Source organism: Micromonospora sp. A202 (assembly GCF_006715105.1).
Taxonomy (GTDB): Bacteria; Actinomycetota; Actinomycetes; order Mycobacteriales; family Micromonosporaceae; genus Micromonospora; species Micromonospora zamorensis.
In genome coordinates, this window is record NZ_VFMP01000001.1 from 4,282,443 (window position 1) to 4,300,607 (window position 18,165).

11 protein-coding genes are annotated in these 18,165 nt (G+C 69.7%); all 11 read left to right on the forward strand.

Translation table 11 applies throughout. From position 1 onward, the window contains the following. The 11 genes from FBZ33_RS19785 to FBZ33_RS19835 all read left to right on the forward strand — a co-directional run bounded on the left by FBZ33_RS19785 (position 1) and on the right by FBZ33_RS19835 (position 18,083). Positions 1-690, forward strand: coding sequence for an HAD family phosphatase (locus FBZ33_RS19785; protein WP_221629494.1), 690 nt, complete (start codon positions 1-3; stop codon positions 688-690). After that, positions 674-1,153 carry an adenylate cyclase gene (locus tag FBZ33_RS19790; RefSeq protein WP_141910222.1) on the forward strand — a complete coding sequence of 160 codons (480 nt, stop codon included), beginning with the start codon at positions 674-676 and terminating at the stop codon, positions 1,151-1,153. Before FBZ33_RS19785 ends, FBZ33_RS19790 begins: the two co-directional genes overlap by 17 nt. 121 nt (positions 1,154-1,274) lie before the next feature. Continuing rightward, positions 1,275-6,353 (forward strand): non-ribosomal peptide synthetase, encoded by a 5,079-nt coding sequence (locus FBZ33_RS19795; protein ID WP_185755356.1) that lies wholly within the window; start codon positions 1,275-1,277, stop codon positions 6,351-6,353. Between the two features lie 14 nt (positions 6,354-6,367). Then, positions 6,368-6,598: an MbtH family protein gene (locus FBZ33_RS19800; protein WP_141910224.1), complete on the forward strand. Its 231-nt coding sequence runs from the start codon at positions 6,368-6,370 to the stop codon at positions 6,596-6,598. 141 nt (positions 6,599-6,739) lie between these two features. Beyond that, a complete protein-coding gene (locus FBZ33_RS19805; protein WP_255509141.1) occupies positions 6,740-6,988 on the forward strand; it encodes an acyl carrier protein in 249 nt (82 codons plus the stop codon). 35 nt (positions 6,989-7,023) lie between these two features. Then, a complete protein-coding gene (locus FBZ33_RS19810; protein WP_255509142.1) occupies positions 7,024-8,160 on the forward strand; it encodes an acyl-CoA dehydrogenase family protein in 1,137 nt (378 codons plus the stop codon). A 25-nt stretch (positions 8,161-8,185) separates the two neighbouring features. Beyond that, positions 8,186-9,067 carry an aminoacyl--tRNA ligase-related protein gene (locus tag FBZ33_RS19815; RefSeq protein ID WP_255508965.1) on the forward strand — a complete coding sequence of 294 codons (882 nt, stop codon included), beginning with the start codon at positions 8,186-8,188 and terminating at the stop codon, positions 9,065-9,067. Between the two features lie 79 nt (positions 9,068-9,146). Further along, positions 9,147-10,478, forward strand: coding sequence for a condensation domain-containing protein (locus FBZ33_RS19820; RefSeq protein WP_141910228.1), 1,332 nt, complete (start codon positions 9,147-9,149; stop codon positions 10,476-10,478). Between the two features lie 8 nt (positions 10,479-10,486). After that, positions 10,487-12,346, forward strand: coding sequence for an ABC transporter ATP-binding protein (locus FBZ33_RS19825; protein ID WP_185755357.1), 1,860 nt, complete (start codon positions 10,487-10,489; stop codon positions 12,344-12,346). Continuing rightward, entirely contained in the window at positions 12,343-14,124 is a 1,782-nt protein-coding gene (locus FBZ33_RS19830; protein ID WP_141910230.1) for an ABC transporter ATP-binding protein, read from the forward strand. Before FBZ33_RS19825 ends, FBZ33_RS19830 begins: the two co-directional genes overlap by 4 nt. Further along, a complete protein-coding gene (locus tag FBZ33_RS19835) occupies positions 14,121-18,083 on the forward strand; it encodes a non-ribosomal peptide synthetase (RefSeq protein ID WP_185755358.1) in 3,963 nt (1,320 codons plus the stop codon). The genes FBZ33_RS19830 and FBZ33_RS19835 overlap by 4 nt, the downstream gene beginning before the upstream one ends. Positions 18,084-18,165: the final 82 nt, after the last annotated feature.

Consider the following 18,165-nt stretch of genomic DNA (forward strand, 5'->3'; position numbering starts at 1 on the left):
GTGGACCTGCTGATCTTCGACTGCGACGGCGTCCTGGTCGACAGCGAACCCATCGCCGTACGCACACACGTCGCAATCGGTGCCGAGATGGGCTGGCCGCTCACCGCCGACGAGGTCGTTCGGCGTTTCATCGGCCGTTCGACCACCTCCATCAACGCTCAGATCGCCGAGCGGTTGGGTGAGGCGGTCGCGCTCGACTGGAACGAGCGCTTCCGGGTGGGGCATGCCGCATCCGTTGACGCCGAGTTGTCCGTCGTGGACGGCATCGACGAGGCGCTCGACGCGCTGGAGGCGATCGGCATGGGAGCCGACCGTCGGTGTATCGCCTCCAGCGGCACTCACGAGAAGATGCGCCACACGCTCGGTCGTACCGGTCTCTATCCGAGGTTCCAGGGCCGGATCTTCAGCGCGCACGAGGTCCAGCACGGTAAGCCGGCCCCCGATCTCTTCCTGCATGCGGCGCGCAGCCTCGGGGTGGAGCCGCGGCGATGCGTCGTCATCGAGGACAGCCGTTACGGGGTGCAGGCGGCCGCCGCGGCCGGGATGCGCTGTTTCGGCTACGCGGGCGGCCTGACCCCGGCGGATTGGCTCGCGCAACCCGGTACGACGGTGTTCACCGACATGCGTGATCTACCCCGTCTGGTCACGGCGGCCGCAGGGCGGGAGAGCGTGTATGGCTCTCGAGATTGAGCGCAAGTTCCTCGTCGACCACATCCCCGCGGCCGTCGACGGCGCTCGGCTCGAACTCGAGCAGGGATACCTCGCGGCGGATGCCAACGGCATCGAGGTACGGCTGCGCCGCAGCGGATCGGAGTTCCTGCTCGGCGTGAAGTACAAGGTCGCAGCGATGTCCCGGGTGGAGGTCGAGCTTCCGATCGGCGAGGAGGAGTTCGGTGAGCTGTGGCCGGCGACCGTGGGCGCGCGGCTCTGTAAGACCCGCCGCACTCTCACCTGCGACGACCAGGTTTTTTACATCGACGACTATCACAATGATCTGGCGGGCCTCGTGACCGCGGAGATCGAGTTCGGATCCGAGTCGGAGGCGGAGGAGTTCCGGCCGCCATCCTGGCTCGGGCCGGAGATCACCGGCGTCGAGGCGTACAAGAACCGCACGCTCGCCCAGGCCGGTCTGCCGGTGGGCGTGACGACGTGACGACGGAGCAGGCGGAGGGCTGTGGGATGTCAGGTGACGGTGGCCGCCGCCCCGTCCTGGCCGTGGTGAGCCCGACCGGCGCGCTCCGACGTTGTTGATGAGATCCGACATGGGGGCTGGAATGACCGAGAAGCCTGATCACCGAGCGACCCGGCGCACGCCGGCTCGCCTCGTCACCGAGTGGCTCAGGTCCTCTCCTTCGGCGATCGCTGTCGTGTGCGGCGGGCACAGCATGACCTACCGGCAGCTCGACCAAGCGTCCGACGAACTCGCCGCCCGGCTAGCCGCTGCCGGCGCGCGCCCGGAGCGGCTGATCGCGGTCGCCCTGCCGCGCACCGTCGAACTCGTGGTGACCCTGCTCGCGATCGGCAAGACCGGCGCCGCGTACCTGCCGCTGGATCCGGCGCACCCCAGCGCTCGTAACCGACGGATCGTGGAGGCCGCCCGGCCCTTTCTGTTGGTGACCGACAGCGCCACCGAAGCCACGATCACGTTCGCCGAGCAGACACGACGCGTGCTCGTCGACCTGCCCGCCGAGGACCAGGAGGTGGTACGGCAGCCGACGGGGCCGGAGCCGTCCGAGGCGCACGCCTTCTACGTTCTTTACACCTCGGGATCCACCGGAGTTCCGAAGGGGGTGGTCAACACCCTCGGCAATCTGATGAACCTCCTCGACGACTTCGTCGAGCGGCTCGCCCTGCGCCCCGGTGACCGGTTCCTGGCCGTCACCACGGTCGGCTTCGACATCGCGGGCCTCGAACTGTTCGCCCCGCTGATGAGCGGCGCCTGCCTGATGCTCGCCACGGAGGAGGAACAGGGCGATCCCGCCAAGCTGGCATCGCTTCTGAAGCGTGACATCACGGTCGTCCAGGCGACGCCGGCCATGTGGCAGAGCCTGCTCGACGCGGCGGAGCCGGATCTCACCGGCGTCCGGGTTCTCGTCGGTGGCGAATCCCTGCCGCCGCTGCTGGCGCGCCGACTACGCGATGCTGCGGCGGAGGTGACGAACGTCTACGGACCGACCGAGACGACGATCTGGTCGACCGCCCGCAGGCTGGACGCCGCGCTCGAACTGGACCACGGCACCGTGCCGATCGGCAGGCCGATCCGGGAGACCGGAATCCGCGTACTCGACGAGAAGCTCGCCCCGGTCGCCGCCGGCGCCATCGGTGAGCTCTACCTCAGCGGTGCCGGCGTCGCCCGTGGTTACCTCGGGCAACCCGCGCTGAGCGCCCAGCGTTTCGTAGCTGACCTGTACGGCACGCCGGGCACCCGGATGTACCGCACGGGCGACCTCGTGCGGCAGCTCCCCGACGGAGACCTCGAGTTCGTGGGCCGGGCCGACACCCAGATCAAGATTCGCGGCTTCCGGGTGGAACTGGGTGAGGTCGAGGCCGCCGCGAACGCCATCCCGGGCGTCACACGCGCGGTGGCCGTGCTTCGCGAAGATCGTCCCGGTGACCGACGCATCGTGCTCTACCTGGTCGGCGCGGCCGAGGGCCTGCCCGAGCCGGCGGAGGCCCGTGCGCTTCTCGCCGAGACGCTGCCCGAGTACATGGTTCCGTGGACGACCGTCAACCTCGACCGGCTGCCGTTGACGCCCAACGGCAAGACTGACCGCGCCGCCCTGCCGGCGCCCGCGCTGTCGGTGAGCTCGGACGGCCCGTACCGCAATGCCACCGAGCGCCGGCTGGCCGCACTGATCGCCGCGGCACTCGGGCTCGACTCGATCGGCGCCTCCGACGACTTCCTCCAGCTCGGTGGGGACTCGCTGCTGGCCGCGAGGCTGATCGGGCTGGTACGCCGGGAGATGGGCTGCGTGTTGTCCATGCGGCAGGTCTTCGCTCGGAGAACGGCGCGGGAACTCGCCGACGTGCTCGTCGGAGGCGAGGCACCGACGACGGCACCGCCGGGGATACCGGTCCTGCGGCCCCGTCCGCAGCGCATCCCGCTGTCCTTCGCCCAGCAACGGCTCTGGTTCCTCAGCCGGATGGAGGCCGGCAGTGATTCCTACATCCTTCCGCTGACCCTGTGGGTTCGGGGTCCGCTGGACACCGCAGCCGCGGCTGCCGCGTGGGGCGACGTGCGGGCCCGACACGAGATCCTGCGCACCCTTCTTCCCGCAACCGACGACGGTTCAGCCGTGCAACACGTGCTCCCTGCGGAGGAGTGCACGGCCGGGCCGCAGGTGTTGCGATGCGCCACTCGGGAGGAGATGGTCACCCGCCGCGACGAGCTGCTCCGCCACGAGTTCGACCTGCGCGACGAGCCGCCCGCCCGGGCCTATGTGCTGTCGACCTCGGCCGACGAACATGCCGTGCTCTTCGTCTTCCACCACGTGGCCTGCGACGGCTGGTCGATCGCGCCGTTCGTCTCCGACTACCTGGCGGCCTACAGCGCCCGGCGGGCGGGTGTCGCGCCCATGCCGCAACCCCTGCCCTGCCAGTACGCGGACTTCGCTGTCTGGCAACGCGATCAGCTCGGCAGCATCAGCGACCCGTCCAGCGTGGTTGCTCGTGAACTCGACTACTGGCGAGCGGCATTGGACGGGCTCCCCGATCAGGTCGCGCTCCCGTACGACAGACAACGTGCCGCGCGCTCGTCGCACCGCAGCGGCACCGTCGACCTGAGCGTGGACGCCGGCTTGCACCAGCAGCTGACGCGTCTGGCGCGCGACTGCGGGGCGACGCTGTTCATGGTGTTCCAGGCGGCGCTGGCCGTGGTCCTGTCGCGGCTGGGCGCGGGAACGGACATCCCGATCGGAAGCCCCGTGTCGGGTCGCAACAACAGCGCGCTCGACCCGATGGTGGGCTTCTTCGTCAATACGCTCGTCCTGCGGACCGACACGTCGGGCGATCCGTCCTTCGCCGAACTCCTGGTCCGGGTCCGCGACGGTGACCTGGCCGCGTTCGACCACGACCAGCTGCCGTTCGAGATGCTGGTGGAGGCGCTGAACCCGCCCCGGACCCCGTCCATTCATCCGTTGTTCCAGGTGCTACTGGCCGCGCAGAATCCCCGCCGCCCCACGCTCACCGCGGCTGACCTGACCATCGAGGTGGATGAGTCGGGTGCGAAGGCCGCCACCTTCGATCTCGCGGTCAACTTCACGCCGGCCAGCGGGGACGACGGAGCCCCGGACGGTGTGGAGATTTCGATCGACTACGCCATGGACCTCTTCGATAGCTCCACCGTCGCGCGGATCGGCGGATACCTGCTGCGGATCCTCCGTGCCGCCGTGGATGACCCGGGCGTCGCTGTGCATGCCCTGCCCATGCTGGCCGCCGCCGAGCGTCGGCAGGTCCTCGAGGACTGGAACTCCACGCGGCGAACGGTGGACGGCACCTTGCTGCCGGAGATGCTGCGCCGCCAGGCGGCCCGTTCCGCCAGTGCCGTCGCCGTGCGTTTCGAGGACCACTCGCTGACGTACGCGGAGCTCCACGAGCAGTCGAACCGGCTCGCCCGGTTGATCATCGGGCACGGTATCGGTCCCGAGGCGGTGGTGGCCGTTGCGGTTCCTCGGTCGATCGAGCAGGTCGTCGCGGTACTCGCCGTCGTCAAGGCCGGTGCGGCGTATCTGCCTGTCGATACCGCCTACCCAGCGGATCGCATCTCCCACATGCTGGTCGACGCCGCGCCGGCCTGCGTGCTGACCGCCGACGAAGCTCCGGTCGACGACCTCGGCCCACTCACGATCGATGTCCGCAGCCCGCAGATCCGCGCCCGGCTCGACGCCCTCTCCGCAGCGGACGTCGCCGACGGCGAGCGGGTAAGCCCGCTGCGGCCGTCGCATCCGGTCTACGTCATCTACACGTCGGGGTCGACCGGCCGCCCCAAAGGAGTGGTGATGCACCACGCGGCCCTGGTCAACCTGATGGCCTGGCAGACGGATCTGGTGCCCGGCGGCGTGGGCTCGGTGGTCGCCCAGTTCGCCTCCCTGAGCTTCGACGTCGCGGCTCAGGAGATCTTTTCTGCGTTGACCAGCGGTAAGACGCTCGCCGTGCCGCCGGACCACATCCGCAGGGATCCCGACGAACTGACCCGCTGGCTCGACCGGTGTGCCGTCGAGGAGCTGTACGCGCCGATGTCGGTGGTGGAGAGCGTCGCCGCCGCCGCCCAACGGCTGGGAACACGGCTGGACGCCCTGCGTCACCTGGCTCAGGCCGGCGAGGCGCTGGACCTCTCGTCATCGGTCCGCGCCCTGTACGAGGGCCGACCTGATCGCTACCTCTACAACTATTACGGTCCCACGGAGACCCACGCCGTCACCAGCTGCAGGGTCCCTGCCGCGACCATCAGCACCGCTCGCACCGCGCCGATCGGCCCGCCGATCCTGAACGTGCGGACCTACGTGCTGGACCAACGGTTGCAGCCGGTTCCGGTCGGCGTACCGGGTGAGCTCTACCTTGCCGGCGCGCAGGTCGCGCGCGGGTATCTCCGCCGCCCTGGGCTGACGGCACAGCGGTTCGTCGCGGATCCCTACGGCCCGGCCGGCACGCGCATGTACCGCACGGGTGACCTGGTCCGTTGGCGTCCGGACGGCAGCCTGGACTTCCTCGGCCGCACCGACTTCCAGGTCAAGATCCGGGGCTTCCGGGTGGAGCTGGGCGAGATCGAGAGTGTTCTCACGGCCATGCCCGGGATCGCCCAGGCCGTTGTGCTCGCCCGTGCCGACCGGGCCGTCGGCCAGCGTCTCGTGGCCTATGTGGTCGGCGAGACCGGGCGTGCTCCCGACCCGGCGGAGATCCGATTGCGGGCCGGCCGCCGACTGCCGCAGTACATGGTGCCCTCGGTGGTGGTGCCGCTCACCGACCTGCCGCTGACGCCGAACGGCAAGCTCGACCGTGGCGCGCTGCCCGTTCCCGATTACTCGCGGGCGCTCGGGGAAGGGCGTTCGGCACGCACCGCGGAAGAGGCGACGCTGTGCCGGCTCTTCGCCGAGACGCTCGGCGTCGAGACCGTGGGCATCGACGACGACTTCTTCAGTCTCGGCGGCCATTCGCTGCTGGCGACCCGGCTGGTGAACCGGATACGCGCGGAGTTGCGCTGCGAGCTCGACATCCGCGACCTGTTCGACGGCCCGACCGTGGCTGCGGTCTCCCGTTGCCTGCGTAGCAGGTCAACCGCCCGCCCGGCACTGCGACGGATGCGTCCCGTCGCGTCGGGCACACCGGACCGACTTCTGCCGATGAACGAATCCTAGGCTCGGGAGGAACCATGATGATCAATCCGTTCGATGACGAGAGCGGCCGCTTCTATGTGCTGGCCAACGACGAGGGGCAGCATTCTCTGTGGCCGGTCTTCGCCGACGTGCCAAACGGCTGGCAGATCGTCTTCGGCGAAAGCGACAGGACCGCCGCCCTGACCTATGTCGATCAGCATTGGCAGGACCTGCGTCCCCGGAGTCTGCACGAGGCCATGGCGGCCGCCGGTGACCGGCGGGCGTGAAACCGGCCCCGTCTGCAACGGCCACTGTTCGCGGGCGGCGATTGCGGTCCGCCGGGGTTGACGGTGCCGGCCGGATGCGGATCGAACACACGACAGCGGTCTTCAGTTGACAAAGATGGGAGATAGGTCTTGCAGGACCAGGTGAAGGAAATTGTGAGAGGTTGCATGGACTCCCCGTCCCTCGACCTCCAGCCGGATACGGACCTGTGGGCTGCGGGCATCACGTCCATGCAGGTGGTGCGCGTCATGATCGCCGTCGAGGAGGAGTTCGAGATCGAGCTTCCCGAGGAGGTGCTGACCCGCGAGACCTTCACATCGGTGCAGGCGATCACCCAGGCGGTACGCGAACTGGTCGCCGGCGAATCCCGCGTGATCGGGACCTCCGCCTGATGACCGGCGTCCGTGACGTGCCGAAAACCTCCACGATGAACGGCGGTTCGTACTCACTTCGTGAGGCCTCCGCGATCCTCGCCGAGAACGCGGCCCATACCGATCGTCATGCGAGCTTCCCGGCGGAGTCCGTCGCCGCGTTGCGCCGCGCCGGGGTCCTCAACGCGGCGTGTCCGACGGCTCACCAGGGCCTCGGCTGCAGCCTCGAAGAGCTGATCCGGATAGGGGTCGAACTTGGACGGGGGTGCGGCTCCACGGCCATGATCTGGGCGATGCACCAGGTTCAGGTCATGTGCCTCGTACGGCATGGCGGCGACCACATTCTGGACCTCGTCCCCTCCATGGTGAGCGGGGGAACACTCGTCGCCTCGGTCACGTCGGAGCGTGGCATCGGCGGCAGCCTCCGGACGAGTTCGGCGGCGGTGGTGCCGGACGGCGACATGGTGCGACTGGAGAAGCGGGCACCGACTGTCTCCTACGGTGCACAGGCCGGCGCCTATTTGATCACCGCTCGCCGGACCCCCGAGGCGCCCGCGACCGACCAGGTCGCGGTGTACGCGGAGGCGAACCAGGTGTCGCTGACACCGGCCGGGCCGGACTGGAATCCCATGGGCATGCGAGGCACGTGCAGCCCAGGGTTCGACGTGGTGGCGACCGTACCGGCGACGCATGTCCTGCCCGTCGGGTTCGGTGAGATCGCCGAGGCCACGATGGTTCCGCTGTCACACCTGCTGTGGACGGCCTGCTGGGTGGGGATCGCCACTGACGCGTTCCGCAGGGCGCAGTCCATGGTGCGCCAACGCACGCGTTCCGATGGAAATCATCTGGAGCCGAGGCTGGCCGCAGCCGGTGCCGCGCTCGCGCAGACCCGCGCTCTGCTGACCGAGGCCGCGAGCCGATACCAGCCCATCTGGGCGGATCCCGCCGCGTTGGGCGCGCACGGCGGTCCCGCGCTCACGCTGTTGCTCAACGACCTGAAGATGCTGGCCTCCACGTCGACGGTCGATGTCGCCAGGTTGGCCCTCGAGATCTGCGGCATGGCGGGCTACTCCGAGGACGGGCCGCTCTCGGTGGCACGGCATCTGCGCGACCTCTACTCGGCCCGCCTCATGATCGGCAACGAACGGCTGCTCAGCACGAACGCGCGACTGAGCCTGATGAAGAAGGTGTGACATAGACACCCTGGACGACTCCGACGTGCTCGCCGCGTCGCTCATTCCCACCGAGGTTGCCGGCGTCGGCGTGCTGAATTCCGCGTTCGAGGCGGTTGTGGGCGGACTGCGCGCGTCCGTGCTCGGCTTCGCCGAACCGGAGGACGTACGCGCGTTCCACGTGCCGCCCGTCATCTCGAGGGCGCTCCTGGAACGCCTCGGCTACGTGGACGCGTTCCCGAACCTGCTCGGCACGTTGCACACCTTCGTTGGGGACAACCGGCGGTGGCGTGCGATTCAAGCCGCACGGTTGGCGGACGGCGCTGACTGGCACAGCGAACAGACGATCAGCGACGTCGTGGCGCTGCCGGCGACCTGCTACCACCTGTATCCGCTGGTAGCGGGCCGGACGCTGGCAGGGCCGATGACGATGACCGCGGAGGCGTCGTGCTACCGGCACGAGGGGAGCAGCGAGCTGGGCAGGTTGCGCAGCTTCCGGATGCGCGAGGTCGTGCGCATCGGCAGCCCCGACGACGTGCCCAGGTGGCGCGACGAGTGGCTGGCGCGGACCCGCACCTGGTTTGAGGGGCTCGGGCTCAAGGTGTCGGTGGAGGCCGCGACGGACCCGTTCTTCGGTGACGCCGCCCGGATGATGGCGCCACCCCAGCGGCAGGAGGAGCTCAAGTGGGAGTTGCGAGCTGATCTGGGCACCGGCCAGGCGCAGGCGATCGCGAGCGCGAACTACCACAAGGACCACTTCGGTGGCCTGTTCGGCATTCTGATCGACGGGGATGTCGCGCACACCGCCTGCGCGGCGTACGGACTGGAGCGGATCGTGCTCGCTCTGATCGCCGTGCACGGTGACTCACCGGCGCGGTGGCCCGCCTTCGTCCGCGGCGCGCTTGGGTTGGGCGGGACGACCAGGTGAGGCGCCTCCCCCACCGCGCACCCACAGATGCGCCGGTCGTGCGGGTCGCACCGGCCAACCGGACGCCGGGAGGCGGATCATGACCGACCAGCATGCGCCGAGACCGCTGGCCTTCGGCCAGTTGTCGGTGTGGCGAGTCATGGAAACGTATCCACTGGAGCGCTTCTCGGAGACATATCTACGCGACCACGTGGCGGTTCCGCCCGGCACCACCCTCGACGAGGCGGTACGTGCGGTCAGCGTGCTGTGCCGCAGACACGAGTCGCTGCGCACGCTGTTCGTGGACTCACCGGAGGGGCCCCGCCAGCACGTCGTGCCCGCCGAGGAGACGGTGACCGTCGAGGTGGTCGAGCACGACGACGCCGCCGTGGTCGCGGGTCGGTTGGCCCGGGACCGGATCGTCCGGGCGGATGAATTCGGCCGCCGGTTCGCCGTGGTGACCCGCGACGGGCTGCCGCATGCGGTCGTCATCGTCGTGGACCACATCGTGTCCGACGGCTACGGCATGATCCGGCTGATGGCCGAGCTGTTGGCGCTGCTGGGGTCACCGGACGAGGCGGGCCGGCGGTGGCTGGCCGAGACGGCCCCCTGCCCGAGAGACCTCGCTGCGGAGCAGTGGTCCGAGGCCAACGGACCGCGCCGGAAGGCGGTGCTGCGCCACTGGCAGAAGCTCCTGGACACGCTGCCGGAGGAGCACTTCCCGGTGCGGCTGTCCGACGGGGACGTTCCCGGCCGGATCGAGGCGACCCTCTACTCGGCGCGGGCACGCGCGGCGTTGGAACTCCTTGCCTCCCACACCAACGCCTCGCCGCACACGCTACTGCTGTCACTGAGCGCGGTGGCCTGCGGCGTGGTTACCGGCGCCACCCAGCCGGTGCTGACCCTCCAGTCCGGCAACCGCTTCGACCCACGGTGGAACGCCATCGTCAGCTCCATGAACCAGTACGTGCCACTACCGGTCGATCTCGGGGCACCTGAGGCCGAATACACCGGCTTTCTCTCTCGTCTGGGCGCGTCGGCCTTCAAGGCATACCGGATGGGCATGTACGACTTCGACGGGATCACCGACCTGGTGCGCCGGGAGCGGCAGATCGAGCTCGGCTTCGACCACTTCTTCAACTTCCTGCCGACCGACATCGTGGCCCGTCCCTCCGCCCGGCTGGACGGCCATCCGCCACCCCGCGTGGAGACAACGACGCCGCGCCGCCAGATCGGACCCCGCTTCGACATCAAGGTCCGCTTCGGTGCCGAGATGCCGATCGTGATCCGCGCCGATCCCCGGTTGCTGCCCGCCCCGCAGCTGCGGTCGCTGGCCGGATGGTTCGACGAGCAGCTCTGCCGGCTGGCCGACGGAACGGACACCACCGTGCGGCAGGTGGCCAAACGCTGCGCAACCGCTGTGGAGAGATGAAGAGTCCGATGACTTACTGGAAAACCGTGGGGCGGCAACGCCTCCAGCTGCTGATGCTGCTCACTCGGGCGGGACGCGCGACTCTGGGCGGACTGCTCCTGGCGCACCTGATATCCGCGATGGCGCCGGCGGCCACAGCAGTGTTCACGGGTTTGCTGCTCACCCACGTCCTCGATGCAGGGTCGGTCGGTGAGATGGTGCCCCATCTGGCCCTCGTCGCGGTCGTGGTGCTCTTGGGGCAGTGCACGGAGCTGCTGCGGGAGCCGCTCGACGTGCTCGCGGCCCGTCGGATCGACGGCCGGCTGCGCTCCGACGTACGCCGCAGGGTGTCCGAACCACGGGGGATCTCGCACCTCGACGACGCTGACTACAGCACGGACGTGGCTCGCGTGTCGGAGCTCGGCGGCTGGCGGACCCGCACCCCTGGAACCGGTGCCGTCGGGCAGCTCGTCCTGTTCGGACGGCTCGCCGGGGCGGTGGGCTGCGGTGCGGTGCTGGCGTGGATCGAGCCGTGGCTGGGGATCGCCCTGCTGACCGCGACTCTGCTCATGCGCGCCGTGATCCGGCGGCAGTGGGTGCGACTGGGAGCCATCTGGGACTCGCGGATGGGTGACCGGGACCGGATGGAGTACTGGTCGGACACGCTCACCGGCTCCGCCGCCGCCAAGGAGGTACGCCTGTTCGGTCTCGCCGGATGGCTCAACGCACGGCACCGGGAACAGTCCGAGGACTGGCTCGGCGAGATATGGCGCGAGCGGCGCGGCATCCTGCGTCGCCAGTGGGTCACGTTCGGCCTCGCCGGAGCGGCCGGCTTCGCGGCGCTCTACGTGCCGGGAACGGCGTTGGACAACGGTCAGCTCACCGCCGGGGCGCTGGTGACGATGGTCCTCGCCGCCTGGGGTGTCTTCGCCGCCGGTGCCATGGGACACGAGGCCTTCGACATCGAATACGCCACCGGCGCCCTACAGGCGTTCGAGCGGCTCCGCTCGCACCGACTCGCCACAGCGGACCAGCCGAGCGCGGGGCTTCCGGCCCCCGGGTCAGCGCCACGCATCAGATTCGAGGGCGTCGGCTTCTCCTATCCGGGCAACGGAAAGAGGGTTCTCGACGGGCTGGACCTGGACATTCAGCCCGGCGAGGTGGTGGCCGTGGTCGGCCGCAACGGAGCCGGCAAGACCACCATGCTGAAGATCCTCACCGGCCTGCAACGACCGACCGAGGGACGGGTGAGCGTCGACGGTGTCGATCTGGCCGAGCTGGACATCACGTCTTGGCGCCGTCGCGTCTCGGCCGTCTTCCAGGACTTCGTGCACTATCCACTGACCGTCCGGGACAACATCGCGTTGGGCGCGCCGGAGGCCGAGGCGACGGACGAGAGCATCATGGCAGCGGCCGAGGCGGCGGGTGCCCGGGACGTCATAGAGCGGCTGCCCAAAGGGCTGGACACCCTGCTCACCCGCGAACACCGGGGTGGGGTCGACCTCTCCGGCGGACAGTGGCAGAAGATCGCCATCGCCCGCGCGATGTTCGCCGTCGCCCACGGCCGCAAGCTGCTCATCCTCGACGAGCCCACCGCGCATCTGGACGTCAAGGCGGAGACGAGCTTCTACGACCAGGTGATCGCCGCGGTGTCGGGCGTGAGCATCGTGCTGATCTCCCATCGGCTCTCCACGGTCCGCAACGCCGACCGGATCGTGTTGCTCGCCGACGGCCGCGTCACCGAGACCGGAGACCACCGCGAGCTGATGGACCTCGACGGCCACTACGCACGGCTCTACCGACTCCAGGCCGACCGCTTCGGCGACGGACCACCGGCCGGCGCGCCCGGGACCGAGATGACGGCTCGTCCGGAAGGAGTGACGGCATGAAGGCCGAGTCCAACGTGGTTCTCGCCATGCTCCGCATCGCGTACCACGCCGACAGGAGGGCCACCGCCACCGTCCTGGTGCTGGCATTCTTCAACGCCCTGGCCGTAGCCGCCACCGGTCTCAGCGTGCGTAACCTGTCCAACTCCGCCGCGCTCGGCGGCGGGCGCGGCATTCTGCTGGCCGCGCTGGTCGGTGCCCTCGCCTACGCCATGATCGCCTCGGCCCAGCGGGTGCAGGGTGGCCTGCAACTCGACCTGACCGAGCGGGTCGACCTCGTGCTGCGCCAGCGGCTGCACGTCATGACCGGGGGCGCCCCGACCGTGGAGCACCTGGAACGCGCCGAGTTCCTCGACCGGCTCAGCCAGATCAAGTCGAGCACCGAAGCCCTCGCTGGTGCCTGCTGGGGTGCGGTCAGCGCGGCCTCCTCGGTGCTGAGCCTCGGACTGAGCGCGTGGCTGCTGGCCGGCGTGCACCCGGCGCTGTGCGCGCTGGTGCTGCTTGCCGCTCCGCCGTTGTACTTCTCCCGCAGGGCTTCGTCGTTGCTGGCCCGTGCTCGCGATGAGAGCGCCGAGGCCGAACGCCGCGAGTTGAGCCTGCACCGTCTGGGCACGTCGCCGGCGAGCGCGAAAGAACTGCGGATCAGCGGCAGCGACCAGAACGTGGACGGACGGGCCGCCCACTACTGGGACAGCGTGACCCGCCGGCTCGTGCGCGCGCTGCGCATCGCCTCACTCTGGCAGGTCGCGGGCTGGGCCGGCTTCGCCGCAGGCTACCTGGTCGCGCTGGCCCTCGTCGCCCACGAGGTGAGCCAGGGCCGGGGAACTGTCGGTGACCTGCTGATGGTGGCCAGCCTGTCGGGCTACCTGCGCACCCAACTCGCCACGACGGTCAATGGCCTCTCCCAGCTGGCCGAGGGTCGTTCGACCATGCGCCACCTCGACTGGCTCCAGGAGCACACCGAGCAGCACGCGCATACCGGCACCCGCCCGGCTCCGACGCGCCTCACCGACGGCATCCGCCTGCGCGGGGTGACCTTCGCCTATCCCGGCACGGACCAACCCGTACTGCGCGACGTGGATCTGCATCTTCCGGCCGGCTCCACCGTGGCGGTCGTCGGCATCAACGGGGCAGGAAAGACCACACTGGTCAAGTTGCTCACCGGGATGTACGAACCGAATCAGGGCGACGTCCTCGTCGACGGCATCCCGCTGCGGGAACTGCGTCTGGACGAGTGGCGCGTCCGGACGACCGCCGCGTTCCAGGACTTCCTCAAGCTGGAAGGCAGGACGCGGCACACCGTGGGTATCGGCGATGTGCCGCGGGTCGACGACGAGGAGGCGGTCGAGGCTGCGGTGGCGACAGCACAGGCACAGGATGTCGTCGATCGTCTGCCGCAGCGGCTCGACACCATGCTCGGCCGGACGTTCGGCGGCGCCGATCTCTCCCACGGCCAGTGGCAGAAGCTGGCACTCGGCCGTGCGATGATGCGTCACAAGCCGTTGCTGGCGGTGCTGGACGAGCCGACCGCCGCGCTGGACCCGCAGGTCGAGCACGATCTCTACGAGCGCTTCACGGGTCCGGGTCGCCCGGCCGACACGGCCGCCGGCGGCATCACCCTGCTCGTCTCGCACCGATTCTCCACCGTACGAGCGGCGGACCTCATCGTCGTGCTGGACGACGGCCGGGTCGCGGAACTGGGCACACACGACGAGCTCACCCGCATACAGGGCAGATACGCCGAGCTCTACGCCGTCCAGAGCCGGGCGTACGCGCGGTGATCCCGCTGTCGCACGCCCAGCGGCGGCTGTGGTTCCTCGACCGGCTACACGGCTCCGACCCGGCCTATCATCTGCCGGTCGTCCTGAGGCTGCGGGGACCGCTGGACCGTACCGCGCTGCGCCTCTCCCTCGACGACGTCGTCGCCCGGCATGAGTCGCTGCGTACGGTCTTTCCCGACATCGACGGCGTGCCCTGCCAACACGTCCTGGACGCCTCGGCCGGCGGCCCGGAGTTGAGGGTGACCACGGTCGATCCAGCCGAGGTCGGGACCCGGCTCCACGTCGCCGCGTCGGCGCCGTTCGTGCTCGCGGAGGCGCCGCCACTGCGAGCCGACCTCTTCGTGTGCACGACGGACGACTCCGTGCTGCTGCTGACACTGCACCACATCGTCGCCGACGGGTGGTCGATCACGGTGCTGCTGCGCGACCTCGCGACGGCGTACCGGGCCCGAAGCGGCGGCCTCGGCCCACCCGGCTGGGCGGACCTGCCGGTGCAGTACGCCGACTTCACCCTGTGGCAGGAGGAGCTGCTGGGCAACCGCGAGGACCCGGAGAGCCTGGCCGCGCGTCAGCTGGCCTACTGGCGCGCCGCTCTCGACGGAGTCTCCGCCGCCCTGCCGCTTCCCACCGACGGTCCCCGCCCGGCGGCGTCGGCTCCCCGCGGTGCTGGCGTCACGATCGACTGGGATGCCGGCCGGCACCAGAGGCTGGTGGATCTCGCCCGGGGGCAGAACTGCACGGTCTACATGGTGGTGCAAGCCGCGCTGTGCGGGCTGCTGTGCCGGATGGGAGCAGGTGCCGACATCCCCCTCGGCGCGGTGACCGCCGGGCGTACCGACGAGGCACTCGACGACCTTGTGGGCTTCTTCGTCAACACGCTCGTGCTGCGCGCCGACCTGTCCGGTGATCCGTCCTTCGCCGAGCTGGTGAGCCGGATCCGGGACGTCGACCTGCAGGCGTACGCGCATCAGGACCTTCCCTTCGATCTGCTGGTGGAGGTGCTCAACCCGCCGCGTTCGGTGGAACGTAACCCGTTCTTCCAGGTCATGCTCGCCTTCGACACGAGGGAGGAGAAGGACCTGGCCTTCGGCGCGGTCACGGCCGAGCGGACGGAGGTGGACGTGCCGGGCGCGAAGGCGGACCTCAATCTGCAACTGACCGAGACCGTCGACGCGAACGGCGCACCGCGGGGGATCTCGGGAGCACTCGAATACGCCACGGACAAGTTTTCCGCGGGTACCGCCGAGATGCTGGCATCCCGGCTGGCCCGCTTCGTCGACGCGGTCGTCGATGCGCCGGAGCTGCCGATCAGCGCGGTCCCCCTGCTGACGCCGGAGGAGCGCAGGCGCGTCCTGGTGGAGTGGAACGACACCGCCCGGCACCTGCCCGTGACCACCTTGCCGGAGGCCTTCCGGGCGCAGGCCGCGCGGACCCCGCACAGCACCGCCCTGGTGTCCGCGACCGGCACGCTGACCTACGCGGAACTGGACCTGCGGACAGATGACCTGGCCAGGAAGCTGCGGGCGCTGGGTGCGGGGCCGGGGAGGATCGTGGCTGTAGGGCTTCCGCGCTCCGCCGAACTGGTCGTCTCGCTGCTCGCGGTGGTGAAAGCGGGAAGTGCCTATCTGCCGCTCGATCCCGGCCATCCGGACGAGCGGATCCGGATGATGCTGCGCGACGCCCGGCCGGTGTGTGTGCTGAGCGACCCCGAGCTGTGCACGAGATTGACCAACAGCGAGTTTCGCCTGGTCACGCCGGAGGATCTGCGGGCAGACGCGACAGCGGTCGCCGGTGATCTCCTGGAGACCGGACCGGAGCTTCAGCCGCGGCATGCCGCGTACGTCATCTACACCTCCGGTTCCACCGGGCGGCCCAAGGGCGTCGTCGTCTCCCATGCCGCGATCGACAACCGGCTCCGCTGGATGCAGGCTGCCTACCCCCTCACCACCGCCGATCGCGTTCTGCAGAAGACCTCCAGTGGGTTCGACGTCTCGGTCTGGGAGTTCTTCTGGCCGCTGCGAGTGGGCGCGGCGCTGGTCGTCGCCGGCCCGGACGAGCACGGCGACCCGGCCGCTCTGGTCCGCACCATCGTGGCGAACAACGTGACCACCATGCACTTCGTCCCGTCGATGTTGAACCTGTTCCGCACCGAGCCCACCGCCGCGCGATGCGGCAGCCTGCGGCGCGTCTTCTGCAGCGGCGAAGCCCTTCCGCGTGAGGCGGCCACCGCCTTCCACCAGGTCCTGCCCGGGGTCGCCTTGACGAACCTCTACGGCCCGACCGAGGCCGCCGTCGATGTCACCTACCACGACTGCGTTCCCGAGGCGTCCGGCGCGGTGCCGATCGGCCGTCCGGTCTGGAACACGCAGGTGCGGGTGCTCGACGACCGGCTGGACCCGTGCCCGGTGGGGCTGGTGGGCGAGTTGTATCTCAGCGGTGCCCAGCTCGCCGACGGATATCTCGCGCGCCCGGCACTGACTTCGAGCCGTTTCGTGGCTGACCCGTACGGTCCGCCGGGCAGCCGGATGTACCGGACCGGTGACCGCGTCCGCTGGACCTCCGCGGGCGAGCTTGTCTTCCTCGGCAGAGCCGACGACCAGGTCAAGCTTCGCGGCCAGCGGATCGAACCGGGCGAGGTGGAGGCCGCGCTGTTGAGCGAGAAGACGGTGGGCGACGCCCGCGTCGTGCTCCGCGAGGACACGCCGGGAGACCAACGCCTGGTCGGGTACGTCACTCCGGCCGGACCGCAGGCACGCGATACGGTGGATGCTCAGGCTATCCTCGCCCGCCTCGGCGATGTGCTGCCCGGCCATCTGGTTCCGGCCGCCGTCGTGATCCTCGACGAGTTCCCGCTCAACCGAAACGGGAAGCTCGACCGCCGCGCGCTACCGCCGCCCCCGGTCACCGTACGGCGGAGTCGGGAACCGCGAACAACCGTGGAACAGCAACTGGTACGACTGTTCGCCGAGGTGGTGGGCGCGCCCGGCGCAGGGGTCGAGGACAACTTCTTCCAGTTGGGCGGACATTCAATGCTGGCTGTCCGGCTGGCCCGACGCATTCGTGCCGAGCTCGCCGTGGATCTGCCGCTGCAAGCCGTCTTCCGCCACCCCACGCCGGCGGCCCTGGCCCGACAGGTGTCGCGGAGCACAGCGGCGGAGGAGGTCTTCGGGCCGGTCCTGAGGCTGCGCCCCGAGGGATCCGGCGAACCGCTGTTCCTCATCCACCCCGGTGCCGGCCTGAGCTGGTGCTACCTGCGGATCCTGGAGCATCTGGGTCACGGCCGGCCGGTCTATGCGCTTCAGGCCCGCGGATTCACCGAGGTGATGGCGGGAGGTCCGCTGCCCGCACTGCCCGGATCTGTCCCCGAGATGGCCGCCGACTATCTGGCGCAGATCCGCGAGATCCAGCCGGCCGGCCCGTACCACCTGGTTGGCTGGTCCTTCGGCGGCCTGGTCGCGCACAGCATGGCTACCCTGCTGGAACGGGTGGGCGAGCAGGCAGCCTCCGTGGTGGTCCTCGACGGCTACCCGGAGTCGCCTGGTGAGGAAGCCGCGAGCGATGCGCTTCGGGACGCGCTGCACAACGTGCTCGGTGTTCTTCCCGGTGATGCTGTCGGCGACGCCCGGGATCCGGACGGCCTCACGAGTCGAAGCCTGGACGAGGTACGCCAGCGCTTTCCCCCACTGGCCGACGCCGGTGACCGCGCGATCCGTGCGGCACTGCGGATAGGGATGAACAACATCCGTCTCCAGCGTTGCTTCGAACCGGAACGCCTCCAGGGGGACATGACCCTCATCGTGGCGCGGCGGGAGGACCCGACGACCTGGCAGCGGTTCGTCGCCGGCCGTCTGAAGGTGCTGCGCCTCGAAGCCGAGCATCACGACTTCTTCAGTAGCGCCGCCGAGGAGACCGGACGGCTGCTCGCCAGCATTCTCCGAGTGGGGGGATCCGGGAGATGACCGTCGTGGCGCCCTAGTTCCCCGCAGGCCGGTTCAGAGATCGATTACCGCTTCCGGCGTGGCCATCCGGGCCGCACGAGTC